The sequence below is a fragment of the Brucella pseudogrignonensis genome (assembly GCF_032190615.1).
In the GTDB taxonomy this organism is placed as follows: domain Bacteria; phylum Pseudomonadota; class Alphaproteobacteria; order Rhizobiales; family Rhizobiaceae; genus Brucella; species Brucella pseudogrignonensis_B.
Genome location: NZ_JAVLAT010000001.1, coordinates 1,723,572 through 1,750,571 on the forward strand (window position 1 = coordinate 1,723,572; position 27,000 = coordinate 1,750,571).

The window sequence follows — 27,000 nt, forward strand, 5'->3', positions numbered from 1 at the left end:
TCAGCTTTGCTCGCTGGTCAGCGCATCGCTGCCAATGCGTGAGAGCAGGATGACGGCTTGTGTGCGGCTGTCAACGTCGAGTTTTTGCAGAATGGCTGAGACATGCGCCTTGACGGTGGCTTCCGAAACATTCAACTCAAAAGCGATCTGTTTGTTGAGCAGCCCTTCGGCCAGCATCGTCAAAACGCGGGTCTGTTGCGGGGTCAACGTTCTGATTTTCGCAATCAGCGTTTCGATCTCCGGGTCGCGGACGGCATCGATATCGACATCAGACGGCGTCCATATATCGCCAGCAAGAACGGCATGCACAGCTTCGCCAATAGCCTCCATACTCGCAGATTTTGAGATGAAGCCCGATGCGCCAAGCTCGATGGCATGCCGAATTGTGGAAGCATCGTCCGTTGCGGAAACGATAATAATAGGCAGTGCTGGTTCCAGCCCTTTCAGCGTTACCAGACCAGACAGGCCGGTGCCGCCCGGCATGGTCAGATCAAGCAACAGCAGATCAACGTCGTCGCGCTCCGCGACCAGCTTTTTGGCAGCCTCGAAATCTCCGACTTCAATGATAGTTGCCTCTTCTGGCAAGCTTGACAGAACCTGTCGCAGCGCACCTCTGAAAAGCGGATGGTCGTCAGCGATGATAAATTGCATAAGCCTCGCACGCCATTCTGAAAGTCCTCCCCGAGCGATGCATGGTGACATGCAGCTGTCTCGTTTTATGCCGTTTTTCGTCGCTAGCAACTAAAAATAGCATTCATTAGCCTGAACTTATGTCGCATTGCCCCCTTATGGCCGCATTATACGCTAATTTTGGGTTTGAAACAGCGACCTTGGTGACAATCAGAAGGCCTTACATGACACGCAATACGCTTTATCCGGAGATCGTGCCCTTCAAAGAAGAGATGCTGCAAGTATCGGCTTTGCATCGCATCTATGTCGAGCAATGTGGAAATCCTGATGGCAAACCCGTGATCATGCTTCATGGTGGTCCGGGTGGTGGGATCAGGCCAGCCATGCGCTGCCTGCACGATCCTGAAAAATACCGTATCATCCTTTTTGATCAGCGCGGCTGCGGCCGTTCAACGCCGCATGCGGAATTACGCGAAAACACCACATGGGATCTGGTTGCAGATATGGAGCGTATTCGCACCCATCTTGGCATTGATAAATGGCAGGTCTTTGGTGGTTCGTGGGGCTCGACACTTGGCCTTGCCTATGCACAAACCCATCCGCAGCAAGTGTCGGAACTCATCCTGCGCGGCATTTTCATGGTGCGTCGCTTTGAAGTTGACTGGATGTATTCAAACGGTGCCAGCATCATTTTCCCGGATCATTTTGAAGCCTATCAGGAGCATATCCCGGAAGACGAACGCGGCGATATGATAGCCGCTTATTATAAGCGGCTCACCGATCGCGACCCTCAGGTTCAGCTCGCTGCAGCGCGTTTATGGGCGCGGTGGGAGGGGTCGGTGCTGTCAATTCAGCCTGATCCGGCCCGCATCGAAGCGTTTGGAGACGATCATCATGCGATCGCTTTTGGACGTATCGAATGCCATTATTTTCAGAACCGCGGCTTCCTTGAAACTGACGATCAGCTTTTGCGCAATGTCGACCGTATCCGCCACATTCCCGGCGTTATTGTGCATGGCCGTTATGACATGTGTACGCCGTTTATCAATGCCTGGCAGCTCAAGAAGATGTGGCCGGAAGCCGATCTGCGGATTGTTGAGGACAGCGGCCACGCAGTGACCGAGCCCGGCATCACGCATGAATTGATCGCAGCGACCAAACGCTTTGCAGATTAAGTCAAGAAGCGGGGCACATTGCCGGCGCTCCGCTTTTTACAGATAATGAAAATCCACTTTCAAAGAGAGCTTTTGCAAACTTTATCTTTTCTTTGAATATTTTCGCCTACAATCTAAGGAGAGGACAATTGGTGTCAGCTTTGACTTCAATTGTTCATCCAAACGGTTTTTGGCGAAGCTTGTCCGTTAGCAAGGACGGCCCGGACTAAGTTCGTATTCGAGAGGGATGCAAGAATGCTAAAAGAATTCAGAGAGTTCGCTCTCAAAGGCAATATGGTCGATCTGGCTATCGGTGTTATCATCGGCGGTGCATTCGGTGGCCTTGTTAATTCCATTGTTAATGACATCATCATGCCGATCATCGGTTTGATTACCGGCGGTATCGACTTCTCCAATATGTTTATCCAGCTTGCCGGCGAACCAAGGTCGACACTGGCGGCTGCGCGTGAAGCTGGTGCAACCATTGCTTATGGTAATTTCGTTACCCTGCTTATCAACTTCCTGATCATTGCCTGGGTTCTGTTCCTTGTCGTCAAGGGCATGAATAAGCTTAAGAAAAAGGAAGAAGCAAAGCCTGAAACCGTTGCAGAGCTACCGCGTGAAGAAGTTCTTCTCGCAGAAATCCGCGATCTTCTGGCAAAGCAGAGCAAAGCTTGATTGCTTTCATATAGCCAAATTAGAACGGGGTCTTTATGGCCCCGTTTTTATTTGATCCATCAATTTGAATGATTGGATCATCACAAAAAACCACATGATTTCATGACTGTATCTTGCTAACCAGGAGCAATCAAAATTGAAATATGTGGGAACAAATGACGCTTTTTACTGATCTCCGTCGTGAAGCAGCTGAAGCACCGGATAGTGGTATTGTTGCTGTCGCCAATCATGGCCGGGGCAAGCCGGGAATTATCCCGCTCTGGGTCGGCGAGGGTGATCTGCCAACCCCTGATTTCATCCGTGACGCTGCTCAGAAGGCCATTGCAGATGGCGAAACCTTCTATACATGGCAGGCTGGTATCCCCGAATTGCGCGAAGCGCTGGTTCGCTATCACGGACGTCATTTCCCACAGCCGTTCAAGACAGAAAATTTCTACGTGACCGGCTCAGGAATGCACGCCATTGAAATGGCGCTGACCGCGACCACGGGTGCGGGCGAAGAGGCGATTTATCTGTCGCCCGCATGGCCGAATTTTGTCGGTGCAGCCGGTCTTGCGGGCGCGGTCCCCGTGCCGGTCGAGCTGGAATTTGGCGCCAATGGCTGGGTTCGCGATCCTGAAAAGATTGCAGCGGCGATGACACCACGCACGCGTGCCCTGTTCATCAATACGCCCGCAAACCCTACCGGCTGGACGGCTGACATCGAAACTCTGCGCTATATTCTCAATCTGGCGCGCGAAAAGGGTATCTGGATTATTGCCGACGAGATTTACACCCACTTCTATTATGGCGGTGGTCGTGCGCCTTCCTTCATGGACATCATGGAGCCGGATGATCGCATCATCTTTGTCAATTCATTCTCAAAGAACTGGGCGATGACTGGCTGGCGCGTGGGCTGGATGAATGTGCATCCGTCTATCGGTCCGGTCATTGAAAATATGATCCAATATTCAAATTCCGGTGTCGCACAATTCATGCAGCGGGGTGCTGTTGCAGCCCTTGATCACGGCGATGAATTCATCGCGATGCAGGTCGAGCGCGCACGCTCAACGCGGGATCGTCTTTGTGCAACCTTGCAGGAAACGGGCAAAGTCCGTCTGACCCCGCCGCAGGGCGCATTCTATCTGTTCTTTGGCGTTGATGGGGTCACCGACTCCGTCAAAGCTGCGATAGATATTGTTGATAACGCCAATGTCGGTTTGGCGCCGGGAAGTGCTTTTGGTGTTGGCGGTGAAGGGTATTTCCGCCTTTGCTTCGGGCGTGATCCAAAGCAGATCGACGAAGCGGCGGCAAGGCTGGTTCGCTGGATCAATGATCTCTAAAAATAAAGGCCGGTGAAAACCGGCCTTTTTCAATGCTGTGACGCTGAATTGGTCAGCCGCCCGCTTTGGAAACCATCAGCGGAATGATGCGGTCTGAATTTGCAGCCTTTGGTGCTTCCGGTTCAGCAAATGGAATACCGAGCGTGTTCCACACTTCCAGCAGTGCGTCTTTCAGGCCGTCAATCAGTGCATCGTCGTGCAATGGCGATGGCGTGATGCGCAAGCGTTCGGTGCCGCGTGGCACAGTCGGATAGTTGATCGGCTGAATATAGATGCCATGCACATCAAGCAGGCGGTCACTGGCCTTTTTGCACAGCTCTGGATCACCAACCAGAATTGGTACGATATGCGTTTCCGAAGGCATCACCGGGAAACCGGCACCGGACAGAACATCCTTGGCGCGCTGCGCCTGACGCTGCTGGCCATCGCGCTCAACCTGAGAGGCCTTCAGATGACGGATTGCCGCGGTCGCGGAAGCTGCGACGGCTGGTGGCAGTGATGTCGTGAAGATAAAGCCCGGTGCATACGAACGCACGGCGTCGATAATCGCACGTGAACCGGTAATGTAACCACCCAGAGCGCCAAATGCCTTCGCGAGCGTCCCTTCGATAATATCGATGCGATGCGCAAGGCCGTCGCGCTCGGTGATGCCACCGCCGCGTGCGCCATACATGCCAACCGCATGGACCTCATCAATATAGGTCATGGCGTTATACTTGTCGGCAAGATCGGCAATCTTTTCGATTGGCGCAATATCGCCATCCATCGAATAGACGGATTCAAACACGATCAACTTGGCGCGGGAACGATCCGCAGATTTCAGAAGCTGTTCGAGATGCTCAACGTCATTGTGACGGAAAATTTTCTTTTCTGCACCGGAACGACGCACGCCTTCGATCATTGAAGCATGGTTCAACTCGTCAGAAAGGATCAAGCAGTTGGGGAGCAGCCGACCAATGGTCGAGATTGAAGCTTCGTTGGAAACAAAGCCAGAGGTGAAGACGAGACCGGCCTCTTTGCCATGCAGATCGGCAAGTTCGGCTTCAAGCTCAACAAGCGGGTGATTGTTACCCGAAATATTGCGGGTGCCACCAGCGCCAGAACCTGTAGAATTGGCAGTGTCGCACATCGCCTTGATAACATCGGGATGATGCCCCATGCCCAGGTAATCGTTCGAACACCACACGGTGATCTCACGTGCGGTGCCATTATTACGCCAGGTAGCGCGGGGGAAACGTCCAACAATGCGTTCAAGATTGGCAAAAACGCGGTAACGCTTCTCGGCGTGCAGCTGGTCGATCGCTTCTTCAAAAAACCGGCGATAGTCCATTATACGCTCCTTGTTATCGCTCTAGTACCGCTTTTGCGCGGTTGCGTCCATGCCGCAATGACGGGCAATTTGCCACGCTTTCGTGAAGCTGCATTGATCAAAATCAAACAAATAGCAGGTTTTTTAGCATGTCGCGGAAAAGTAGGAACCGCCTTCGCGGGGAAATCGGTTCGCCGGACTGATGTCTGATCCCGCTTCGATCCGGTAGCGACATGCGTAGAAACAAAAAAGTTAGAGCCAGCGCCACGGGCACGAATAAACGCTGCGTGCTCTAACGGGTCATCAGGCGATAAATGAATTTTGCCGCTGAATCGCGGCGGCGAACATAGACCCTTGGCATGCCAAATGGATCATCCGTCGCACGTGCGCGTGCATGAACTGTTGTTGTTGCAGTTTCATATCCCGCTTCACGGCACATCTCGCGATGGATCGGCAGGTTGGCTCCATAGGGATAGGCGAAGTTGGTCACTTCTGAGCCAAGCATATCTTCAAGCTTGAGCTTGCATTCCACGATTTGACGGCGCGCTTCTTCATCCGGTGTTTTTTCCAGATTGACGTGATCAAGCGTATGCGCGCCCACTTCGTGACCAAGTGCTGCCCATTCGCGCATCTGTGCAGCTGACATGCAGGGCGACAGCGGTACGCCGACGGCATTGTCCCAGACATTGCTGCCGCCAATTTGGTTGGCAACAAAATAATTGGTTGCGGTGAAGCCGAACTCTGAGAGCACAGGAAGGGCATTCTCATAATTGTTGAGAAACCCGTCATCGAAGGTGATGACTGCAACCTTGCCAGTTTTTTCACCCTTGATGTAAGGCATGGCATCGCGCAGCGAGAGGCCCTGATAGCCGAGCCGTTTGAGCCATGCCATCTGGCTGCGGAATTTGTCCGGGTGCACCCAAAGCCCGCGAAACGGGATTTTCTTGTGCGGCAGCGGTGCAATCTGATGATAAAGAAGAACGGGAACAGCCATAGGACTCACTTCGATTTTGCAGAAAAGCTGCGCACACGCATCCGGTATATCGGACGCAGGATCTCGCGGGCGAGTTTGTCTTTGAAGGATTTTTTGTGCTGGATGGTCGTGCCGCCAAGCGCGGCCGAAATTTCTTTCACGCCACCCGGAATGACAGCGAGCGGCTGCAAGCCGGTAACCCAGCGCATCTGTAAGGTGGTATCAACGGGGCGGTCAAATTGCTCGGTGACAGCAAGGAGTTTTTTGGCGGCGTCAAAGCTGACAAGTTGCGCCACCATCCCAAGCCCGATCGGGTTGGGGATGATGATGCGAAGGTGATCATTGCGGAAAACTTCACGACCCTGTTCGCGGTCGCGGAACGTGAATCGTACAAAACTGCCCGGCTCGAAATGATTGGTGACGGCGTGAAAGGCTGCATTGAAAACGTCGGTCAGTTCAATGTCATCTTCAATCACAAAGCCCGCATCCAGCCCCTGATCGACAATCGCTTGCCATGCTTTGCGATGCGACAGGAAACAGGCGATTTCATTTTTGCTCAGCGCGAATGGATAGCGCGGTGCATGAAGTTTGCGGCGGTAAACGTGCTTTATGTCCGCATCTGACAAGGTCTGGCTATCAACGGCATCAATCACTTCCGTCTTAACGGGCAATTCCCGAATAAGCTTTTCGACTTGCGGCCTGCGATCCTTCGCGCGCGCCAAATGAATGATAAAGGCCTTGATGTTCATGATAAACCTGAGCGCACAAATATTAATATCAGCCGTAATACTGATCTATATCTGCTATCCACTCAGTTTCTGCAAGTCACTCGTATTAGCTTGCTTTTTGCAACTGGCCAGCGGCAATCTTGTCTTCAATCCATTTGCGTTCCGCCGCCCAATCGTGGCGTTTCCAGCCTTCCCAGCTAAAGCCGCAAATTTTGATGTCCCAATCGGGCAGTGAATATTTGCGAAGAACAAGCCAAATTCCGAAGAAACCTGTGCTGGGGAAAACCTTTTTCATTTTCTCACCGGTGATGCCGAGTTGCTCACACACCTCAAAATAATCCTGCGCGGGCATGATACGGATTTTTTTGCCAGCGCGACCGAAGTAGTCAATGGCTTCATTGGTCCAGTCGGCGCGGCGACCTTTCAGTCGGGACAGGATATTGGGCTGGTGGTGAAAGCGCTTGATAATACTAGGGTGGAAGGCGAACAAAACTTCCGGCGTATTACGCACAATATCGGAGTTTATGAAATCAGGATTTTTAATCCACTGCTCCATTTGTTTGCTCGACGTTGCGAGCATCAGCATGTCGGTTTTTATGCCTGTCATTCCCAAAGAAACACGCGGCTCGTTAAAGCGTAGAACGAGGTCTGCAGCATCGATTTCAGCGGAAAGATTACGATCGACGGGGCCGTTCCCGACAATGAAAATGGTTTTGTTCATGCGTTGGGGGTCTTGTCCTATTAGTTCAGTACAGGAAATTTAAGCAGAATGTGACAATTACAAGTGCCTAACTAAAATCCCGCTGTTTTGAGGGGTGCTGACCAATAACTTTTATGGATATGCCTGATTTATTGCGTGATCGCACGGGGCGATTGTGATCTCAACATAGCATTGCAGCCATGCAGTTTATGCACTTCTCAAACCGATTAAAAAGGCAGAAGCTTCATCATGGGAGGAAGGTAAAAATGCAGCACTGAAAAGGTGCTCACCATAAGGGGATACCAATATGAACCACCTTCGCACTCAGTTTTCCCGTTGGATGCAGTATCGCGAAAATCTGCGCGAGCTGAGCGGTTGCACCGACCGCGAATTGTCCGATCTCGGCCTGTCACGCGCAGATATTCGTCGCGTCGCTCACGAGGCTGCTTTCGCCTGATCGGCTCAGGCGTTAAACATCGCCCGGCTTCTTGAAGCGGATGTGAATATCATCGCTTGCAAGATCAAAACCGGCATAATTGCGCTGAAAGGCGATGAGGGCATCGTTGACGCCCTTTGAATAATCATCGTCGTGCACTTCAACATGATGCCGGTAAATGATCCTGTCGTCTTTGTAGAATATGACCTGACCTTCCATGATGGCCACCTCTTAAAGCCTTATGGTGTGTGCTGAGCAAAGCTCACTGATGTCGGTATAATCTATCGAGATAGGCGTGAGGTGCTGGCTTTCAAGTCTTGATGTCAGGTCTCGGCGTTGTTGTTTTCGCCTTTGCAAAGAGCAAGCCATGCTCTTGCGGCGTGCGAGAGAAACGCGCCCTTGCGCCAGACCAGCGCCATGTCCCAGTTCATTTCCACATCGCTGATATGATGGATGCGGATGCCGGGGCTCTTGCGTTGTTCAGCAATCATTTGCGGCAAGAAGCCAATGCCCATGCCAGCGGCCACCAGCTCGACAATAAAATCGATCTGGCTGGAACGAACGGCGACGTGCGGAAACAGTCCACGCTGATGACATGCATCGAGAATGATATGATTGAGCGCAAAGCCGCTTTCAAAAAGAATGAAGGGCAGGCTGGCAATATCGCGCAACGGAATGCCACCATCATTGGTGAAGCCGTGATTGGCTGGAAGCAATGCAACGACCGGCTCGCAGCGAACCGCTTGCCACTCGAAGCTTTCCTCAACCGGCAACAGCGATGCGGCCAGTTCGACATCGCCCGCCAGCAGCAGTTCTTCAAGGCGCTTGCTGCCATGCTCGACAAGCTGAATGTCGATGTCGGGATACAGCCTGGTAAAGGCTGCGAAGACCGGGGCGAACAACACACTGGAACCGATTGGCGGAAGGCCGAGCCGCAGAAGACCGCGCTTCAAGCCACGCAATTCGCCAAGTTCGCTCAGCATGTCGTCTTTTTCAGCCAGCATGGCGAGCGCGCGCCGATAGACGATCTCGCCCGCACTTGTGAGCCGGGGAGGAGTAACTTCACGGTCAAGCAGGATCAGCCCGAGTTCTTCCTCAAGCTGGCGAACCGTCTTGCTGACGGTGGATTGGGTGGCGTTGATGGTACGAGCCGCAGCCGAAAAGCCGCCCTGACGCACCACCTCCACGAAAGCCTGAAAGCCGCGTAAATTCATAAGCTATTCTATTATGGAATAGCTGCAATGAAATCAATTCATTTCTGGAATGGCAATGCTGCGCCTATAGTGAATTCACAACACCTGCATTGGAACGTAACCATGAGCACCCATAATCTGACAGTCCGTTTTCGCTATGCGCTGCACAACAGCCGCCTGATGCAGATTGCGACCTTGTTCGGTTTCTGGCTGGCTGGTGAAGCTTTTGTTCGTCTGGTTGGCTTGCCACTGCCTGGTGGCATTGTCGGTATGGCGCTGGTTCTGGTTTTGCTTTTAAGCGGACGCATCAGCCTGTTCAGCATGAAGCGTGGTGCAGAATGGTTTCTGGCGGAAATGCTGTTGTTCTTCGTGCCTGCGGTTCTTGCCGTTCTTGAGCATCAGGAACTGCTTGGAATGCTCGGCGTGAAGATCATGGCCGTCATTCTGGTTGGTACGCTCACTGTTATGACGGTGACCGCGCTAACGGTCGATATGTGCTACCGCCTGAGTGTGCGTTATGCCGCTAAGTAATCCTTATGTGGCGATGCTGTTCTGGTCGGCAGCCACAATCCTGCTTTATCTGGCGGCAAAGCGCGTTTATCGCCGCTTTCCGATGTGGTGGCTGACGCCGCTTGCCGTTACACCATTATTGTTGATGGGACTTCTCATCGGCATGAATGAAAACTACCGCAGTTATTTTGGCGCAACGCATTGGCTTGTGGCGCTGCTTGGTCCTGCGACTGTCGCCTTCGCTATTCCGATCTATCAGCAGCGGGCAACTATCCGCCGTTATTGGCCGGTTTTGCTGGTTGGCGTGGTGATGGGAAGCACGTCAGCGATGCTCTCTGCGTGGGGTTTGGCGCATTTGCTTGGTCTCAATGAAGCGATCAGTCTGAGCCTGATGCCACGCTCGATGAGTACGCCTTTTGCGATGACCGTTTCCGGTGATATCGGCGGTACGCCTGATCTGACAGCGATCTTCGTGGTGATTACGGGTGTGATTGGCGCGGCACTGGGTGAACTCATGCTCAACTGGTTGCCGCTTCGTTCAACACTTGCACGCGGTGCGCTGTTTGGCATGGGTGCACATGGTGCAGGCGTTGCCAAGGCGCACCAGATCGGCACGGAGGAAGGCTCGATCGCCGGTCTCGTGATGGTTCTGGTCGGATTGGTCAATGTTCTGGCCGCGCCCTTCATCGCGCATCTTCTCTGAAACACTGTTTTTGCAAAATAATTTTCTCGACCTGCTCATTCTGTGAGCAGGTTTTTTATATTCGTAATTTTGCAACAAACTTAAGCATCGGCGTATTTGCATAACTGTTATGCGTTATTGGCCGTTGTTGAATAAAGAGGCTCAGGGTAAACATTGGTCATCGGGTTCACTCCTCCTCCCAGAACCCGATGACGGATACGGCACTCCTCCTCCCAGCCGTATTCAAGATCAGGCCGCGCATCCTCCTCCCGCGCGGCCTTTTTCTTTTTTAAGCTTCCCCAAAAAAATCCCCGATCTGTTGACAGTGCGTTGCCACCGGCCTCTATGGGCAATCGCAACAATGTGAACTATTTCTCCTGCAACATCAGTTTTGCGGTAAACATGTTCATCAGGACATGTGCCGTTACGAAATGCGGGAGAGCGCAATCATGACCAGCGGCATTCATCACCTCACGCTGATTACGCGCAAGGTCCAGGCCAATGTCGATTTCTATGCGGGCTTTCTGGGCTTGCGTATCGTCAAGCAGACGGGTGGCTTTGAAGATGCCGAGCAGCTGCATCTGTTTTATGGCGACCGTTCAGGCACGCCGGGTTCTCTGATCACCTTCCTTGTCTGGGAAGACGGTGCACGCGGACGCATAGGGCATGGTCAGGTCAGCGAAATAGCGCTCGCCATTGATCGCGCCTCGGTCGGGTTCTGGCTGGAGCGCGCTTTGCGTCATCATGTGCCATCTGAAGGTCCAGTGCAGGAATTTGGCGAGCCGGTGCTGCGTCTGCGTGATCCTGACGGCGTCATCGTCAAGCTGGTTGGCAGCGATCTTGCAGCCAATGATGTCTGGGTGTCCGGCGACGTTCCGGCAGAACATGCGCTGCGCCGCATCCGGTCGGCCACGATCCTGTCCGAGCAGCCAGAGCAGACTGTCAGCTTTATCGAGCGCTTTTTCGGTTTCCATGCACAGGCGAAGGAAGGCACGATTGATCGTCTGGTTTCCGATTCAGGCGATGCCATCGACGTGCGAGATGCAACGGGCTTCTGGCCGGGCATTCCCGGAACAGGGATTGCTGATCACGTGGCTTTCCGTGCGGCTGACCTCTCGGAAATTGAACGGGTGGAAAAGGCGCTGTCCTCGCTCAATTCCAGCGAAACCAATGTCCATGACCGCAAATATTTTGCGTCACTCTATGTGCGTGAGCCGGGCGGCACCTTGTTCGAGCTTGCAACCGACGGTCCCGGCTTTGCAGTCGACGAGAGCGTTGAAAATCTCGGCCAGACGCTGTTTGTCCCTCCGGGCAACGAGGATAAGGAGACCGCAATCCGTATGCGGATGCCGCAATTCTCTGCTCCGGGCGAGGAACGGATCATCTATCGCGATCTGCCCTTCGTGCATCGTATCTACCGGCCGGAAAAGCCGGATGGTACGACGCTCGTTCTTCTGCATGGCACTGGCGGCAACGAAAACGACCTCATGCCACTCGCTCACAGCATTGCGCCCAACGCGACCCTTCTGGGCGTGCGTGGTCGCAGCACGGAAGAAGGCACGCAGCGCTGGTTTCGTCGCTTTACCATGGATCGGTTCGATCAGGCTGACATTCGTTCTGAGGCTGAGGCTTTCGAAGCTTTTGTCGAAGGTGCGATCAAATCCTATGGGCTTGATCCGCAGCGCACAGCGTTTCTTGGCTATTCCAACGGTGCAAACATGCTTGCGGCTTTCATGCGGCTTTATCCGCATATCGTGCGTAAGGCGGTTCTATTGCGCAGTGTTGAAGTGCTGGAACAGCCGCCGGAAGCTGATTTGTCGGATGCTTCTGTCCTGCTGTTGAACGGTGCGGATGATCTTTACGGCGCTATGTCTGGTCCGCTTAGAGAGGCGTTGGCCGAAGGTGGAGCGGATCTGAACGCTCAGCTTTTGCCGGGCATTGGTCATGCGCTGGTTGAGGATGATGCGCGCATTGCCCGCGACTGGCTGTGTGAAAAGCTTTAAAACTGAAAAAGCGGTGCCAAAAGGGACCGCTTTTTTGTGCGCACTGTGTAACCCAGATGTCGCATATGCAATTCTTTCCACAGCCCCCCGAAATTTAGGGCTTGGCTTATTCTCCTGGGTGAAGAATAGTAGTCGCATGTTTCGCCTGATCGGGCGCATTGCGGGTTTCGTCCTTTTGGGAGAGTTGAGTTTTGCGGAGCATCTTTCGTCGTACCGCCCCAGCATTGCTCATTGCCTTATCTCTCCTTGCGGGTTGCGCCAGCCGACCCGATGGCGTTCTTATTCCTATTTCTGAAAGTGTTCCCGGCGCATCGAAAGTTGATCTTCTGGTTGCGACGACGCGTAAACCTTCAGACAATCCGGGCCTGCTTTATTCCGGCGAACGCGATCAGGACATTAGTTTGACGGAGATCGTCGTCTCGATCCCTCCTGACAAAAATCGCAAAGTTGGCGAAGTGCAGTGGCCCAAGAAGATGCCGCCGAACCCGCTCAAAGAATTTGCGACGGTGGAAGTGAAGGCGATCAATACCGAAAGCGGCGCGCGGCAATGGCTTAATCACAGTCTGCCGAAATCACGTCGTGTGATGGTTTTCGTGCATGGCTTCAACAATACTTTTGAAGATTCTGTCTATCGCTTTGCGCAGATTGTTCATGATTCCGGTGCCGATGTTGCGCCTGTCATCTTCACATGGCCATCGCGCGGCAGTGTATTCGATTACAATTATGACAAGGAAAGCACCAATTACTCGCGCGATGCGCTTGAAACGGTGCTGCGCAAGATTGCCGAAGACCCGCGCGTCAAAGATATTACCATCATGGCCCATTCCATGGGCAGCTGGCTGACGGTGGAAGCGCTTCGCCAGATGGCAATCCGTGACAAGCGCGTGGACCGCAAGATCACCGACGTCATTCTTGCTTCTCCCGATCTCGATGTGGATGTTTTTAACAAGCAGTTCCGTGCGATGGGCAAGGAGCATCCGCGCTTCACGCTCTTCACATCCCGCGATGATCGTGCGCTTCGTGCTTCGCGCTTTATTTCGGGCAATGTTGACCGTCTTGGTCAGATTGATCCATCAATTGAGCCTTATCGTTCCGAGCTGGAAAAAGCAGGCATTACCGTTATTGACCTTACGCAGCTTAAAGCGGGTGACAGCCTCAATCACGGTAAATTCGCATCAAGCCCGGAAGTGGTCCAGCTGATTGGCCAACGTCTTGTAACGGGTCAGACAATTACTGATTCCGATATTGGACTGGGCGAACGTCTTGGCGCTGTGGCGCTTGGTACGGCGCAGGGTGTTGGTTCAGCGGCCTCGCTTGTGGTCAGTGCGCCGATTGCGGTCTTCGATCCGAACACACGCCGGACCTACAATGAGCAGATCGACCGGTTTGGCAGAACTGTGGGTGGCACAGTCAGCGGTGCGGTGGGCAACTAAACCCCGAAGCATCGTCTGCATCGGCAAAAGTGCAGTTGTCATCGTTGAGGGAGCGCTGTAAGGCAGAGGTCAAATCTGGTTGTTGGCAGGGAGACCCTCATGCAGATCGTCCATACGATTGAAGATTTGCGTCAGGCACTGGGCATAGAGCGCAAGAGTGGCAAATCCATCGGCCTCGTGCCGACCATGGGCTATCTCCACAAAGGGCACCTCGAACTTGTGCGCCGCTCGCGCGATGACAATGACGTCACCGTCGTTTCAATCTTTGTCAATCCGCTGCAATTTGGCGCCAATGAAGACCTTGATAAATATCCGCGTGATCTTGAGCGTGATGCAAATCTGCTCCGCGACGCGAAGGTCGATTTCGTCTTTGCTCCGGCCGTATCGGATATGTATCCGCGCCCGATGCAGACGGTTGTCGATGTTCCAACGCTCGGCAATCAGATGGAGGGCGAAGCGCGCCCCGGCCATTTTGCGGGCGTCGCAACCGTTGTCAGCAAGCTTTTCAACATCGTGGGCTCCGATGCGGCTTATTTTGGCGAAAAGGACTTCCAGCAGCTCGTCATCATTCGCCGCATGGTGGATGATATGGCGATCCCGGTTCGAGTCGTTGGTGTTGAGACAGTGCGTGAAGATGACGGGCTCGCCTGTTCATCGCGCAATGTCTATCTGACGCCTGAGCAGCGTGCTGCAGCCATCATCGTGCCAAGGGCACTTGATGAAGCCGAGCGGCTGTATCGCTCCGGCATTGATGACCCGGAAGCGCTTGAGGCTGCAATTCGTGCATTCATAGCGACTGAACCGCTGGCTACACCGGAAGTGGTCGTGCTCCGCGATCCTGCAACATTGGAGCGGCTGCCATCCGTTCAGGGCAGGCCGGTTCTGGTGGCGCTTTTCGTCAGGCTTGGAACAACACGTCTCCTTGATAATCGTGTCATAGAACCCGCTGCGCAGGAAAAGGCGGCCTGAAATGAGTGTCCCAGTCAAAGCAAAACGCCTTTCGCCAAAGGCAATTCAGGCGATGAAGGGTGAGCGCCCGATTGTCAGCCTCACGGCTTATACAACGCCGATTGCCCGATTGCTCGATCCGCATTGCGATTTGCTTCTGGTCGGCGATTCCGTTGGTATGGTGCTTTATGGCATGGATTCAACGCTTGGCGTGACGCTCGACATGATGATTGCGCACGGAAAAGCAGTCATGCGTGGGGCGGGCCATGCCTGTGTGACGGTCGATCTTCCCTTTGGCTCCTATCAGGAATCGAAAGAACAGGCTTTCCGCAATGCCGCCCGTATCATGCAGGAAACCGGCTGCGACGGCGTGAAGCTTGAAGGCGGCGAGGAAATGGCCGAGACGGTTGAATTCCTCGTCAAGCGTGGCATTCCGGTGTTTGGTCATGTCGGCTTGATGCCGCAACAGGTCAATACAGTCGGCGGCTTCCGCTCCCTCGGTCGTGACGATGCTGAAGCCAATCGCATCCGCCGCGATGCACAGGCCATAGCTGAAGCGGGTGCGTTTGCGCTGGTGATTGAAGGCACGGTCGAGCCACTTGCCCGCGAGATCACGCAAAATTTGGAGATTCCAACAATCGGCATTGGCGCGTCGCCTGCCTGTGACGGGCAGATTCTGGTTTCAGATGATATGCTTGGGTTGTTCCAGGATTTTACGCCGCGTTTTGTCAAACGCTTCACGGCGCTTGCGCCGCAGATTTCGGATTCAGCGCAAGCCTATGCGGAAGAGGTTCGCGCACGCACATTCCCGGGACCAGAACATGTTTTCGGCGCGAAACCGAAGCAATAAAAAGACCCACTCGCAAGACGAGCAGGTCTTCAATATTTACGCTGACTGCTGCCAGTAGCGATAAAGTGCTTCTACATCGCCGCTTGTCAGTATGGGCATTGCGGCTTTCAGCTTATCGTCAGGCCAGTCCCACCACTGCATTTCCAGCAACATGTCGACACTTGCTTCGTCGAAACGTGAGCGGATCGTGCGGGCAGGGTTGCCACCAACAATCGCATAGGGCTCGACATCACGCGTCACCAGAGCGCGGGTGCCGATAATCGCGCCATGGCCCACTTTGACACCGGGCATGATAATGGCTTCCGAACCAATCCAGACATCATTGCCGATAATCGTATCGCCTGCGGGAGCGTAACCATTTGCGCTGCCTTCAAAAATATCTACTTCCGACATGAAGAAGAACGGGAAGGTGCTGATCCAGTCGTGACGATGGCCTTGATTGCCTGCCATAATGAACGCGGCACCCGATCCGATTGAGCAGAAGCTGCCAATGATCAGCTTATCAGCCCCTTCATCGGGCAAAAGAAACCGGGCGCAGTCGTCGAAGCTATGGCCGTGATAATAACCGGAATAATAGCTGTAGCGTCCAACGATGATGTTTGGATTTGTGACCTGTTTGTCGAGCGTGATGCCCTTGAATGGGCTTTCGAAATAATTTTTCATAAGAAGACTCACTGCATGAGTGCCGATCTGAACGGCGCTGCTCGCTTGCGAATGGCAAAGCGAATCCCACGTAAGCAACAGGCTTGCTTACGCTCATGCTCCTGGTGCTTGATTGCTCAAATCACTGGAGCGCGATGCAGGGGGTACTCGAACATTTTATCATGGTCTGAGCATAAGGCTAAATGTGGGAAAAATAAAGGGAGGCATGAGCCTCCCTTTCATAGACGTATAGATCAGCGCTTACTTTTCGACGAAAGCCTTTTCGATGACGAAGTGACCGGCTTCGCTCTGGCTGCCTTCTTCGAGGCCAAGGCCTTCCAGAATGACGCGCATGTCGGCCAGCATTTCCGGGCTACCACAAAGCATCATGCGGTCGTCCTGTTCGGAGAATTTGGGCAGACCCAGATCTTCAAAAATCTTGCCGGAGGTGATGAGATCGGTGAGGCGACCCTTGTTGCGGAAGTCTTCACGCGTCACGGTTGGATAATAAATCAGCTTCTCGCGCACCATCTCACCAAGGAACTCGTCTTCTGGCAGTTCCTTGGTGATGAGATCGGCATAGGCCAGCTCGTTCACTTCGCGAACGCCATGCACAAGGATGATTTTCTTGTAGCGCTCATAGGCTTCAAGATCGCGGATGATCGACAGGAACGGCGCAAGGCCGGTGCCAGTCGAAAGCAGCCACAGATTATCGCCCGGAATGAGATTATCATAAAGCAGCGTGCCGACCGGCTTTTTACCCACGATCAGCTTGTCGCCTTCTTTGAGGTGCTGAAGACGCGAAGTCAAAGGACCGTCCTGCACCTTGATTGAGAAAAATTCGAGCTGTTCATCATAGATGCTCGAAGCAATTGAATAGGCGCGGAGCAGCGGTTTGCCGTTGACTTCAAGACCAATCATGATGAACTGGCCGCTCTGGAAGCGCAGGCCCTGATCGCGTGTGGTGCGGAAGGAAAACAGTCTGTCGGTCCAGTGGTGAACGTCAAGAACGGTTTCCTGATAAAAATTGCTGCTCATGTCGGAACTGTCTCTGTTTCGCTTTTCACGGTGTCCGCTCAAAACAAGCGAACTTCATTTATCGCAATCATGGGGGATCGCGTCTGGCTGCCTTCAGGGTGGCTTCCGCGGCTCGTGACTGGCTGGACTTTCGGCAAGATCACGTCAAGCCCGGCCAACGATTACGGAAATCGGAATAATCCTTATGCGCCGGTACATCAAGGGCTAATCAAGCTTTACTGGCTGCGCAATTAAATCGAATTTAAATGCAGCCTCAAGAAACTGCATTCTAATCGAAGTGGTTTGCGGAGCATGTTATGCCCCGCGAACCGTTTTCAGGTTTCAGCGTGAACTGCGCACCAGTGCAATTGCCGAAAGCAGCGCAATGCCTGACATGATGGCAAATCCACTGAACAGCCAGAGCGCTGCATTGGCGGTGCCTGCAACCCCGCCGGGATTGCTCAGTCCTGCGAGATTGGCCACCATGCCAGCAAGGGCTGCACCCATGGCCGTTGTGAACAGCTGCACCGTCGTCAGCGATGCCGAGGCCAAATTCTGGTCTGCCGCATCGGCGCGTTTGAATATCCGGGTGAGAAGATGTGGCCAAGTCATGCCGACACCAAAACCCACGATGATCATGGCAAGGCAAATCGGCAGCAGACTGGTCCAATTCCCCTCACTGCCCGGAGGAACGAGGGCCGCAAGCGTGATCATGCCGAGAATGCCCATAATGGGCGCTGCGAGGATGACGCGGTTCACGCTTTTGCCTGTCACACCGGATGAGCCGATGGAGCCAAGCGTCCAGCTTCCGCCCATCAGTGCCGCAAGATAGCCAGCAATCAACGGTGACTGGTTATGCAGAACCTGAAAGAAAAGCGGCACGAACACTTCAGAGCTCGTGACCGAACCACCCAGAAATCCCATGGTGAGATAAAGTGCGCCAAGACGGCTCAGGCTGAATGTGCCTTTCGGCAGAATGCGTTTTGTGGATCGGTGTTCGACGAAGACAAGCAACATCAGCACAGCCAATGCGATGACAACGCCTGCCACGTTCCAGAACGCACTTGGTGAGATACTAGCAGCCGAGATGATCAGCACCGCCATGGTCAGCAAAATGAGCTGCGGCCATGCCAGCCGGTCTTTGTTTTCGGTATTGCTGATCTGCTTGGGCAAAACAATCATTGCCATCACAGCGAAGATCGCAATCACTGGCACCAGCGACCAGAAGGCGGCGCGCCATTGGCCGAGTTCGGCGAAAATGCCGCCAACGGCAGGGCCTACCAGTGTTGCCACGCCCCACATGCCGGAAACAAGCGCGATGGCACGTGGCCACAGCCTTTCGCTGAAAACGATGCGGATCATCGCATAAGACAGCGCCAGCAACATACCGCCGCCAAGCCCCTGCACGACGCGACCGCCGAGCATGGCAGGCATGGAAGGCGCAAAGCCACAGGCGAGAGTGCCAATGGCAAAGATAATCGCTGCCACCAGATAAGCATTGCGCGGTGCAGCTTGCGATAGAAGTTTCGGCACAAGCGCCGAGCCAAGAATAGACGCGGTCACGAACAGCGCCGTGTTCCAGGCGTAATAATCCATGCCGCCAATATCGGCGACCACGGTTGGCAATATGGTTGTGGCAATGAAAACATTGATGGCGTGGAGTGCTACGCCGCCCACGAGCGTCAGCGAACGGATCGCGTTTTCGCCCGCAAACAATTCTCCCCAGCCTGCGGTAGCCCCTGCTGTTACAGTGGCGGCTGGATTTTCGGTCTGCATTTCTTTCCCTGGTCCTATCCCGCATTTCAGAGACGGGTTGATGCCCGTTGTCCGCACGCGTGTGCGGGTCTTATAAATCGGATTTTTAATCTTCGGAATGGGGGTGGAAGTAAAACAGCATGAATAAAAATCAAAAGGGGTTCAATTTTAAATGAAAAGCCCTATATCAAGCGTTGAAATATACCATCCGCCGCTGCGTTGGAGATTTTTTCTCAAAACGTCTGCGGCGGATTTGTGTTTCTGTCACAAGGTTCCTATAAGCCTGTGATTGTGAGGGCTAGATATAGCCGGATAACGTGCCCGCCAGTCAGCTGGACAGGCCACACTCCCCAATTGATGACGCGGAACGACCATGATCCAGACGCCTTACTATCTGATCGACAAGACCAAGCTTAAAAGCAACATGGAAAAAGTTGCTTATGTGCGCGAGAAATCCGGCGCAAAAGCTCTGCTGGCGCTGAAATGCTTTGCCACATGGTCGGTGTTTGATCTGATGAGCGAATATATGGACGGCACCACCTCGTCCTCGCTCAATGAAGTGCGTCTTGGCCATGAGCGTTTTGGTGGCGAAACCCATGCCTATAGCGTGGCCTATGCGGATCATGAGATCGACGAAGTTGTCAGTCATGCCGATAAAATTATCTTTAATTCGATCAGCCAGTTTGAGCGCTTTGCCGATAAGGCTGCTCATATCAAGCGCGGCCTGCGTCTTAATCCGGGCATTTCGTCTTCGAGTTTTGATCTTGCCGATCCGGCGCGCCCTTTCAGCCGCCTTGGCGAATGGGATGTGGCGAAGGTCGAAAAGGTGATGGATCGTGTCACCGGTTTCATGATTCATAACAATTGCGAAAATTCCGATTTCGGTCTTTTCGACAAAATGCTGACTGATATTGAAGAAAAGTTCGGCTCGCTTCTTCATCGGGTTGAATGGGTGAGCCTTGGCGGCGGCATCCATTTCACCGGCGACGATTATCCGGTCGATGATTTTTGCGCGCGTCTGAAAGCGTTCTCGGAAACATTTGGCGTGCAGGTCTATCTGGAGCCGGGTGAAGCCTCGATCACCAAGACCACGACGCTGGAAGTAACGGTTCTCGATACGCTTTATAATGGCAAGAACCTTGCCGTCGTCGATAGCTCAATTGAAGCGCATATGCTTGATCTGCTGATCTACCGCGAAAAGGCGAAGATGGCGCCGAACAATGGCGAGCACAGCTATATGATCTGCGGTAAATCCTGCCTTGCGGGTGATATTTTTGGCGAATTCAATTTCGACAAGCCGTTGGCTATTGGCGACCGTCTCTCCTTTGAAGATGCGGCCGGTTATACCATGGTTAAAAAGAACTGGTTTAATGGCGTGAAAATGCCAGCCATTGCCGTGCGTGAACTCGACGGCACGGTCAAGATTGTCCGCGAATTTGATTATGCGGATTTTGAAGCGGCTCTTTCCTGAGAAAGAGTTGGCCTGAACTGAAGTGAAAACATGAAAATGCGGGAAACCGCTGGAAGAGGAAGCATCGACAGAAAATGAAGAAGAACATTCTCATCATCGGCGCCGGGGGCGTGGCACAGGTTGTTGCACATAAATGTGCGCAAAACTCTGACATTTTGGGCGATATCCATATTGCGTCCCGCACGGTTGAGAAATGCCGCAAGATTATCGATAGCGTGCATGAAAAGAAGAGCCTCAAGACCGAGGTGAAACTGGAAGCGCATGCGCTGAACGCGATGGATATTGAAGCCACCAAGGCTTTGATTGAGAAGACCGGCGTTCAGATCGTCATCAATGTCGGCTCGGCCTTCCTCAATATGTCGGTCCTCCGCGCTTGTATCGATACGGGCGTGGCTTACATGGACACCGCCATCCATGAAGATCCAAAGAAGATTTGCGAAACCCCACCGTGGTACGGCAATTACGAATGGAAGCACCTCAAGGAATGTGAAGAGAAGGGCATCACTGCCATTCTTGGCATTGGCTTTGATCCGGGCGTGGTCAATGCCTATGCGCGTTTGGCGGCTGACGACTATCTCGATGAAGTCAAATCCATCGACATCGTTGACATCAATGCCGGTTCGCATGGCCGCTGGTTCTCGACCAATTTCGACCCGGAAATCAACTTCCGCGAATTCACCGGCACGGTCTATTCGTGGCAGGGTGGTCAGTGGCAGTCGAACAAGATGTTTGAAGTTGGCCAGACGTTCGATCTGCCAGTCGTCGGCCCAAGCAAGGCCTACATGACTGGCCATGATGAAGTGCATTCGCTGTCCAAGAACTACCCGAACGCCGATGTGCGTTTCTGGATGGGCTTTGGCGATCACTATATCAACGTCTTCACAGTGCTGAACAATCTGGGCCTTCTGTCCGAACAGCCGGTCAAGACCGCTGAAGGTCTGGAAGTCGTGCCGCTCAAGGTGGTCAAGGCTGTGCTGCCTGATCCATCGTCGCTGGCGCCGGATTACACTGGCAAGACCTGCATTGGCGATTTTGTTAAAGGTACCAAGGACGGTAAAGAGAAGGAAGTCTTCATCTATAACGTTGCCGACCACAAAGACGCCTATAACGAAGTGGGTAGCCAAGGCATTTCCTACACCGCTGGTGTGCCGCCCGTTGCAGCCGCAATCCTGATCGCTTCGGGCGAATGGGACGTGAAGAAGATGGTCAATGTGGAAGAGCTCAATCCAAAGCCTTTTCTCCACATCCTGAACCAGATCGGCTTGCCATCGCGCATCAAAGACGAAGACGGCGACCGCGCACTCGACTTCGCGTAAACCTTATTTGAAGCCATATATAACCCCCGCTCAAGGCCATGGCTTCGGGCGGGGTTTTTATTTCTAACTCTGTCAGCAGAAGAGAAATTAGCTTTCAAGATGTGTTGCTTCTTCATGCAACTCTGCTATCCATTGTGCTCCAATTTTGTGCAAATCGATGCGCAGCCCGCCTGGCTCCGGATCAGCCTCTGGAACATACACAACGTTCCCATCAGAGGCTGAAAAAACCGAAAAGTGGGAGCAGAGTCGCAATAGCGATGAAAGCTCTTAGCCGGCATGGGGCGATCGATATTCGTATCACGATGCTAAATTCCTCAGATTGACATGGTCTCTGACGTCATGGCGCGTGTTTCAGCTATGGAGTGTCCGGTGGATCGTCAGCCCCGGACAGTTCGGGGAGGGACTTGTGACCAATACAGTTGATGCAGGCTTTCACGAGCCACATTTGAACAGCGTACAGCGCTGGAGCCGCGAAATGGTCGTGGCTCTGAAGCTCGGCTGGCCGCTGATCCTGACCAATCTCTCGCAGGCTGCACTCACAGCCACGGATGTGATCTTCATCGGACGCCTTGGCAAGGATACACTTGCTTCCGCACTGCTGGCGACGAGTTTCTATCACACGCTGATGATTTTCTCGATGGGGCTGGTCTCGGCAGTTATGCCCATGATCGCTATCGCACTCGGTAAAAATCGTCATTCGGTGCGCGATGTCCGTCGCACGGTGCGTCAGGGCATGTGGTCGGCGATTATCATTTCAATCCCGATCTGGGTCGTGCTGTGGCATTGCGAGGAAATATTCATTTTCCTCGGTCAGCAGCCCGATATCGCGGCGCGCTCCACCGATTTTATGCACACGTTGCAATGGGCGCTGTTGCCCTATCTTTTCTATATCGTGCTGCGGTCCTTCTTCGCGGCTATGGAAAAGCCGATGTGGACGCTGCTGATCGCTGCTGCTGCCATTGGCTTTAATGCGCTTGCTGGCTGGACCCTGATTTTCGGTCACTTCGGCTTTCCGCGTATGGAATTGCATGGCGCTGGTATCGCCACCACACTTTCCAGCACCATGATGTTCCTCGGCATGGCCTTTATCACCATGCGCCATCGCCGGTTCCGCCGCTATCGTCTGTTTGGTCGTTTCTGGCGGGCTGACTGGCCGCGCCTGATCGAACTCTGGCGCATCGGTTTTCCGATGGCACTGACCTTTGTGTTCGAGACTTCCATTTTCTATGCGGCTGTCATCATGATGGGCTATATCGGGCCGACTGCCATGGCCGCGCACGCCGTTGCTATTCAGGTGGCGTCACTCAGCTTCATGGTGCCGCTCGGCTTTGGGCAGGTGGCAACGGTTCGTGTCGGTCGTGCTTATGGACGCGGCGATCCGCAAGCCGTGGCCTATGCCGGTTGGAGCGCCTATGCGTTGGGCGTCGGCTTTATGGCGATCATGGGATTGCTGATGATTTTGATTCCACGCGTGTTTATCGGCGTGTTTCTTAATCTCAAAGACCCGGAAAACTTTGCCGTTATCGAACTTGCGGTCACATTCCTCGCGCTTGCTGCCCTGTTCCAGATTGTTGATGGCGCTCAGGCTGTTGCAGCAGGCATGTTGCGCGGTCTGCGTGACACGCGCGTGCCCATGTATATGGCACTGGTTGGATATTGGGGTGTCGGCCTGCCACTCGGTGCGGTGCTGGCATTCCAATTTAAGCTCGGCGGCGCGGGTGTCTGGCTTGGCCTGGCGGCGGGGCTTGCGATTGTATCGGTTCTCATGACGATGCGCTGGCGGCGGTCTTTAGCGCGTCTTGTTATTACGTTGAAGCGACCAATCTAGTATGGCGAACCCGAAATTCGTTTCACCTTGAAGCAGCTCTCGGAGCGAAATTCGGCTTCTAAGCCATACGAGTAAACTTTTGAATCTCGTGTGGTTTACGGATTTAAAGTTCCTAAATGTGAATGCAACACAAATGATAGGAACTTCAAATCCACCACACTAGGGCATGTCTCCTGTCGGACTGAAACACGGATCGATAAGGCTGTGCTTCATATAAAACGGTTAGGGCGCGGATCTGATTCAAGCAGTTCAAAATAGGCTCTAAGGTGCCGCACAATCCGATCAGATAAGACCGCTTTCTGAGCTTTGAACCAAGCCTGCTCTAAACGAAAAGGCGGTACGACAGAGGTCGTACGGCTTGATTTTTGATGCTGCGGATATCGTACCGTATCGGCTAAAATCAAATGCCCGCAAATTATTTCGTGAGCGTAATAATACGGTCAAGTGCCGCGCCAAAACCTTTCAGCGAAATTTTAAATGCAACTGGCTGACTTGGGCTTAAGGCCGTAGCATTGACGTTTAAATTGGTTCCCGCTTTCAGAGCAGCGACTTGCTTGCTGTCGAAACTAACAGGTGCGAGGCACCCCTGAGGAAGACAGGTTGAAAATGTTAGGTTCGGACCGGTGGCTTCGTCGATTTTAAGTGTCGCGCCTTTTGAAAGATCAAGTCCGAATGGCATTAAAATAACACCATCGACTTTGCCACCTGACACGTTTTTTAATTCTACGGTAAGAACGCGTTGTCCTGTTTGGGCGCTGTTTTGATCCTGTCGAATAGCACAAAGAGTTGCATCTTTTGTTGACTGACAAGAAACGGTCCAGTCTTCATAGGTTTCTTGTAAAGTGCTTGCACCTCCGGGAAGAGTGGCAGCAAAGGCTGGCAAGCTGAAAAGTGTAAGTGTTCCGATTGCAGAAGCGATCAAACCGTATTTTCTCATAAAAATTCTCTTGTTATAGGTGTGTTTAAAATTATTAAATCTGCGCCTGATCTAGAATGAAGCATAATATAAATATGCATACAACAAAAAAATGAAGAATTTATATCACAATTAAAACATTTAATGGGGCTAAAATATTATATTATTGAGTATTATATTGTAATAAAGCGATCAAAAATATAAAGCGGCAATGTATTGTTGCCGCTTTGTATTTTCTATTATCGCGACAACTTCATGTGGCGGTTTACATCCTTATAAAGCAGATACCGGAACTTGCCCGGACCTCCGGCATAGCAAGCCTGTGGGCAGAAGGCACGCAGCCACATAAAGTCTCCTGCTTCCACTTCCACCCAATCCTGATTGAGACGATAGACGGCTTTGCCTTCCAGCACATAAAGCCCGTGTTCCATCACATGGGTTTCGGCAAAGGGAATGACGCCGCCCGGTTCGAATGTCACAACAGTCACATGCATGTCGTGGCGCAGATCGTTCGGATCAACAAAGCGCGTCGTCGCCCATGCACCATTGGTGTCGGGCATTGGGGTGGGGGCAATGTTCTTTTCGTTGAGGAAAAGCGGCTCCGGCACATCAAGACCGTCGACATATTCGTAGGCCTTGCGCACCCAATGGAAGCGCGCAACCGCGCCTGAATTGTTGCGCAAAGTCCAGCCGCTTTTTGGCGGCAGATAGGCATAGCCGCCTTCGGTCAGCACATGGTCTTTGCCGTCAAGCGTGACGGTGATTTCGCCTTCGACAACAAACAGCACGCCCTGTGCGCCGTCATCGAGTTCCGCGCGATCACTGCCGCCACCCGGCTGCACTTCCATGATATATTGTGAGAAAGTTTCGGCAAAACCTGACAGCGGGCGCGCAATGATCCATAGACGCGTCTTGTCCCAGAAGGGCAGAAAGCTCGTGACAATATCGCTGAACGTGCCTTTTGGAATAACCGCATAGGCTTCGGTGAACATTGCGCGATCAGTCAGGATTTGCGTCTGTGGCGGCAGGCCACCGGTCGGTGCGTAATAAGTACGGCTCATGGTTTTATCCTAGTAGAGTGTCTCAGGAAGAATATCTTTCAGCCGCAGGAGCGCGATGCGCTCGACCTGTTCGGAGGCTGTTTCCAGCTCTGCCTGCTTGCTGTTTGCAACGCGTCGTTTGAACGCGCTCAGAATCTCTTGGGCGTTACGGCCCTTCACCGCGATGATGAACGGGAAGCCAAATTTTTGCATATAAGTGTCATTGAGCTCGCTGAACGTCTGACGCTCAACATCCGTCAAGGCATCAAGACCGGCAGAGGCTTGCTCAGACGTCGATTCCGGTGTCAGCCGTTTGGCCGCTGCAAGCTTTCCCGCAAGATCGGGATGGGCGCGCAGCACGCCGAGTTTTTCATCGTCGGATGCAGCGCGGAAAGCACGCACCAGAACCGTGTGAAGACCGGATGCAGAATCCGCCAGTTCCGTCAGACCCATGTCATAGGCGCGTTCGGCGATCCATGGCGAATGCTCGAAAATCCCGCCATAACGGGCAACGAAATCTGCCTTGCTGGCCTTGGAGGGCATAATATCGACTTGCTTGGGTTTGTGATGTTCGTGCCAGTGCCGCGCAATATCCACGCGCTTGGCAACCCACACCTTGTCATGGCTCTGCACATAATCAAGGAAGCGTTCGAGTGCTGCCACACGGCCCGGACGCCCGACGAGGCGGCAATGAAGCCCAATCGACATCATCTTTGGCGCACCTTCTGCGCCCTCGCGGTAAAGCACGTCGAAGCTGTCTTTGAGGTAGCTGTAGAACTGATCGCCGGAGTTAAAGCCCTGCGGTGTGGCAAAGCGCATATCATTGGCGTCAAGCGTATAGGGTACGATGAGATGTGGACCCTTTGGTCCTTTTACCCAGTAAGGCAGTTCGTCAGCGTAGGAATCGGCTGAATAGAGAAAGCCGCCTTCCTCCATGACCAGCCTCAACGTATTGTCCGACGGCTTGCCCTGGTAAATGCCCAGAGGGCGCGTGCCGGTGATCTCCGTGTGCAGACGCACGGCTTCGCGGATATGCTCGCGTTCCACGTCTTCGGGAACGTCCTTATATTCCCACCAGCGCAGGCCATGACTGGCGATTTCCCAATCGGCCTCTTTCATCGCACTGACAGCTTCGGGATTGCGCTCCATGGCAAGCGTTACGCCATAGACCGTCACCGGCATGTTGCGTCGCGTGAAAGCGCGCCACAGACGCCAGAAACCGGAGCGGGCACCATACTCATAGATGGATTCCATATTGAGGTTGCGCTGGCCGTTCCATGCCTGCGCGCCGACGATTTCCGAAAGCAGGCATTCGGACGCCGGATCGCCGTCGAGGATGCAGCTTTCACCGCCTTCTTCGTAATTGACGACAAACTGCACGGCGATATTCGCTCCACCCGGCCAGCGTGGGTCTGGAGTGTTGCGGCCATAGCCAACCAGATTGCGTGGATAGCTCATATGGAATT

26 protein-coding genes are annotated in these 27,000 nt (G+C 53.2%); 13 read left to right on the forward strand and 13 right to left on the reverse strand.

What is annotated here, in order from left to right:
* The gene (locus RI570_RS08285) at window positions 1-651 is read right to left on the reverse strand and encodes a response regulator transcription factor (protein WP_313827935.1); all 651 of its coding nucleotides are present in this window, start codon (window positions 649-651) and stop codon (window positions 1-3) included.
* A 203-nt stretch (window positions 652-854) separates the two neighbouring features.
* Between RI570_RS08285 and pip the strand changes: the two genes are divergently transcribed.
* The 3 genes from pip (at window position 855) to RI570_RS08300 (ending at window position 3,784) form a co-directional block, all read left to right on the forward strand.
* Window positions 855-1,805: a prolyl aminopeptidase gene (gene pip, locus RI570_RS08290; RefSeq protein WP_313827936.1), complete on the forward strand. Its 951-nt coding sequence runs from the start codon at window positions 855-857 to the stop codon at window positions 1,803-1,805.
* Between the two features lie 234 nt (window positions 1,806-2,039).
* Window positions 2,040-2,462, forward strand: a complete 423-nt coding sequence (mscL, locus tag RI570_RS08295; RefSeq protein ID WP_313827937.1) for a large conductance mechanosensitive channel protein MscL — start codon at window positions 2,040-2,042, stop codon at window positions 2,460-2,462.
* 155 nt (window positions 2,463-2,617) lie between these two features.
* Window positions 2,618-3,784, forward strand: a complete 1,167-nt coding sequence (locus RI570_RS08300; RefSeq protein ID WP_313827938.1) for a pyridoxal phosphate-dependent aminotransferase — start codon at window positions 2,618-2,620, stop codon at window positions 3,782-3,784.
* Between the two features lie 52 nt (window positions 3,785-3,836).
* On the opposite strand, the gene hemA is transcribed toward RI570_RS08300, so the two are convergent.
* From hemA to RI570_RS08320, 4 genes are all read right to left on the reverse strand, one after another.
* Window positions 3,837-5,114: a 5-aminolevulinate synthase gene (hemA, locus tag RI570_RS08305; protein ID WP_313827939.1), complete on the reverse strand. Its 1,278-nt coding sequence runs from the start codon at window positions 5,112-5,114 to the stop codon at window positions 3,837-3,839.
* Window positions 5,115-5,385: 271 nt separating this feature from the next.
* Window positions 5,386-6,087, reverse strand: a complete 702-nt coding sequence (locus RI570_RS08310; RefSeq protein WP_313827940.1) for a polysaccharide deacetylase family protein — start codon at window positions 6,085-6,087, stop codon at window positions 5,386-5,388.
* 5 nt (window positions 6,088-6,092) lie between these two features.
* Complete coding sequence (locus RI570_RS08315) at window positions 6,093-6,815, reverse strand: glycosyltransferase family 25 protein (protein WP_313827941.1); 723 nt, start codon at window positions 6,813-6,815, stop codon at window positions 6,093-6,095.
* Window positions 6,816-6,900: 85 nt separating this feature from the next.
* Window positions 6,901-7,515 (reverse strand): glycosyltransferase family 29 protein, encoded by a 615-nt coding sequence (locus RI570_RS08320; protein WP_313827942.1) that lies wholly within the window; start codon window positions 7,513-7,515, stop codon window positions 6,901-6,903.
* A gap of 286 nt (window positions 7,516-7,801) precedes the next feature.
* On the opposite strand from RI570_RS08320, the gene RI570_RS08325 reads away from it, so the two are divergent.
* A complete protein-coding gene (locus RI570_RS08325; RefSeq protein ID WP_310010906.1) occupies window positions 7,802-7,951 on the forward strand; it encodes a DUF1127 domain-containing protein in 150 nt (49 codons plus the stop codon).
* A gap of 12 nt (window positions 7,952-7,963) precedes the next feature.
* Here the strand turns inward: RI570_RS08325 and RI570_RS08330 are convergent, their stop codons facing one another.
* Together RI570_RS08330 and RI570_RS08335 are read right to left on the reverse strand one after the other, a co-directional pair.
* The gene (locus RI570_RS08330) at window positions 7,964-8,149 is read right to left on the reverse strand and encodes a hypothetical protein (protein WP_313827943.1); all 186 of its coding nucleotides are present in this window, start codon (window positions 8,147-8,149) and stop codon (window positions 7,964-7,966) included.
* Between the two features lie 104 nt (window positions 8,150-8,253).
* A complete protein-coding gene (locus RI570_RS08335; RefSeq protein ID WP_313827944.1) occupies window positions 8,254-9,144 on the reverse strand; it encodes a LysR substrate-binding domain-containing protein in 891 nt (296 codons plus the stop codon).
* 102 nt (window positions 9,145-9,246) lie between these two features.
* Here RI570_RS08335 and RI570_RS08340 point away from each other — a divergent pair, with 102 nt between their 5' ends.
* From RI570_RS08340 to panB, 6 genes are all read left to right on the forward strand, one after another.
* Window positions 9,247-9,654 (forward strand): CidA/LrgA family protein, encoded by a 408-nt coding sequence (locus RI570_RS08340; protein ID WP_313827945.1) that lies wholly within the window; start codon window positions 9,247-9,249, stop codon window positions 9,652-9,654.
* A complete protein-coding gene (locus RI570_RS08345) occupies window positions 9,641-10,336 on the forward strand; it encodes an LrgB family protein (RefSeq protein ID WP_313827946.1) in 696 nt (231 codons plus the stop codon). Before RI570_RS08340 ends, RI570_RS08345 begins: the two co-directional genes overlap by 14 nt.
* A gap of 428 nt (window positions 10,337-10,764) precedes the next feature.
* On the forward strand, window positions 10,765-12,318 hold the full coding sequence (locus RI570_RS08350; protein WP_313827947.1) for a VOC family protein: 1,554 nt from the start codon (window positions 10,765-10,767) through the stop codon (window positions 12,316-12,318).
* Between the two features lie 191 nt (window positions 12,319-12,509).
* On the forward strand, window positions 12,510-13,751 hold the full coding sequence (locus RI570_RS08355) for an alpha/beta hydrolase (protein WP_313827949.1): 1,242 nt from the start codon (window positions 12,510-12,512) through the stop codon (window positions 13,749-13,751).
* 99 nt (window positions 13,752-13,850) lie between these two features.
* The gene (gene panC / locus RI570_RS08360) at window positions 13,851-14,720 is read left to right on the forward strand and encodes a pantoate--beta-alanine ligase (RefSeq protein ID WP_313827950.1); all 870 of its coding nucleotides are present in this window, start codon (window positions 13,851-13,853) and stop codon (window positions 14,718-14,720) included.
* A gap of 1 nt (window position 14,721) precedes the next feature.
* Window positions 14,722-15,549 (forward strand): 3-methyl-2-oxobutanoate hydroxymethyltransferase, encoded by an 828-nt coding sequence (gene panB / locus RI570_RS08365; protein ID WP_313827952.1) that lies wholly within the window; start codon window positions 14,722-14,724, stop codon window positions 15,547-15,549.
* Window positions 15,550-15,585: 36 nt separating this feature from the next.
* Here the strand turns inward: panB and catB are convergent, their stop codons facing one another.
* The 3 genes from catB to RI570_RS08380 all read right to left on the reverse strand — a co-directional run bounded on the left by catB (window position 15,586) and on the right by RI570_RS08380 (window position 18,984).
* Window positions 15,586-16,212 (reverse strand): type B chloramphenicol O-acetyltransferase, encoded by a 627-nt coding sequence (gene catB / locus RI570_RS08370; RefSeq protein WP_313827953.1) that lies wholly within the window; start codon window positions 16,210-16,212, stop codon window positions 15,586-15,588.
* 240 nt (window positions 16,213-16,452) lie between these two features.
* Window positions 16,453-17,229 carry a ferredoxin--NADP reductase gene (locus RI570_RS08375; RefSeq protein WP_313827954.1) on the reverse strand — a complete coding sequence of 259 codons (777 nt, stop codon included), beginning with the start codon at window positions 17,227-17,229 and terminating at the stop codon, window positions 16,453-16,455.
* Window positions 17,230-17,550: 321 nt separating this feature from the next.
* Entirely contained in the window at window positions 17,551-18,984 is a 1,434-nt protein-coding gene (locus RI570_RS08380) for an MFS transporter (RefSeq protein WP_313827956.1), read from the reverse strand.
* A 352-nt stretch (window positions 18,985-19,336) separates the two neighbouring features.
* On the opposite strand from RI570_RS08380, the gene nspC reads away from it, so the two are divergent.
* From nspC to RI570_RS08395, 3 genes are all read left to right on the forward strand, one after another.
* A complete protein-coding gene (nspC, locus tag RI570_RS08385; protein ID WP_313827957.1) occupies window positions 19,337-20,434 on the forward strand; it encodes a carboxynorspermidine decarboxylase in 1,098 nt (365 codons plus the stop codon).
* Window positions 20,435-20,508: 74 nt separating this feature from the next.
* Window positions 20,509-21,750, forward strand: a complete 1,242-nt coding sequence (locus RI570_RS08390; protein WP_313827959.1) for a saccharopine dehydrogenase family protein — start codon at window positions 20,509-20,511, stop codon at window positions 21,748-21,750.
* Between the two features lie 406 nt (window positions 21,751-22,156).
* Window positions 22,157-23,578 carry an MATE family efflux transporter gene (locus tag RI570_RS08395; protein ID WP_313827960.1) on the forward strand — a complete coding sequence of 474 codons (1,422 nt, stop codon included), beginning with the start codon at window positions 22,157-22,159 and terminating at the stop codon, window positions 23,576-23,578.
* A 415-nt stretch (window positions 23,579-23,993) separates the two neighbouring features.
* On the opposite strand, the gene RI570_RS08400 is transcribed toward RI570_RS08395, so the two are convergent.
* The 3 genes from RI570_RS08400 to puuE form a co-directional block, all read right to left on the reverse strand.
* Entirely contained in the window at window positions 23,994-24,515 is a 522-nt protein-coding gene (locus RI570_RS08400) for an invasion associated locus B family protein (protein WP_313827961.1), read from the reverse strand.
* 218 nt (window positions 24,516-24,733) lie between these two features.
* The gene (locus RI570_RS08405; RefSeq protein ID WP_313827962.1) at window positions 24,734-25,555 is read right to left on the reverse strand and encodes a bifunctional allantoicase/(S)-ureidoglycine aminohydrolase; all 822 of its coding nucleotides are present in this window, start codon (window positions 25,553-25,555) and stop codon (window positions 24,734-24,736) included.
* Between the two features lie 9 nt (window positions 25,556-25,564).
* Complete coding sequence (gene puuE / locus RI570_RS08410) at window positions 25,565-26,992, reverse strand: allantoinase PuuE (protein ID WP_313827963.1); 1,428 nt, start codon at window positions 26,990-26,992, stop codon at window positions 25,565-25,567.
* Window positions 26,993-27,000 lie beyond the last annotated feature (8 nt).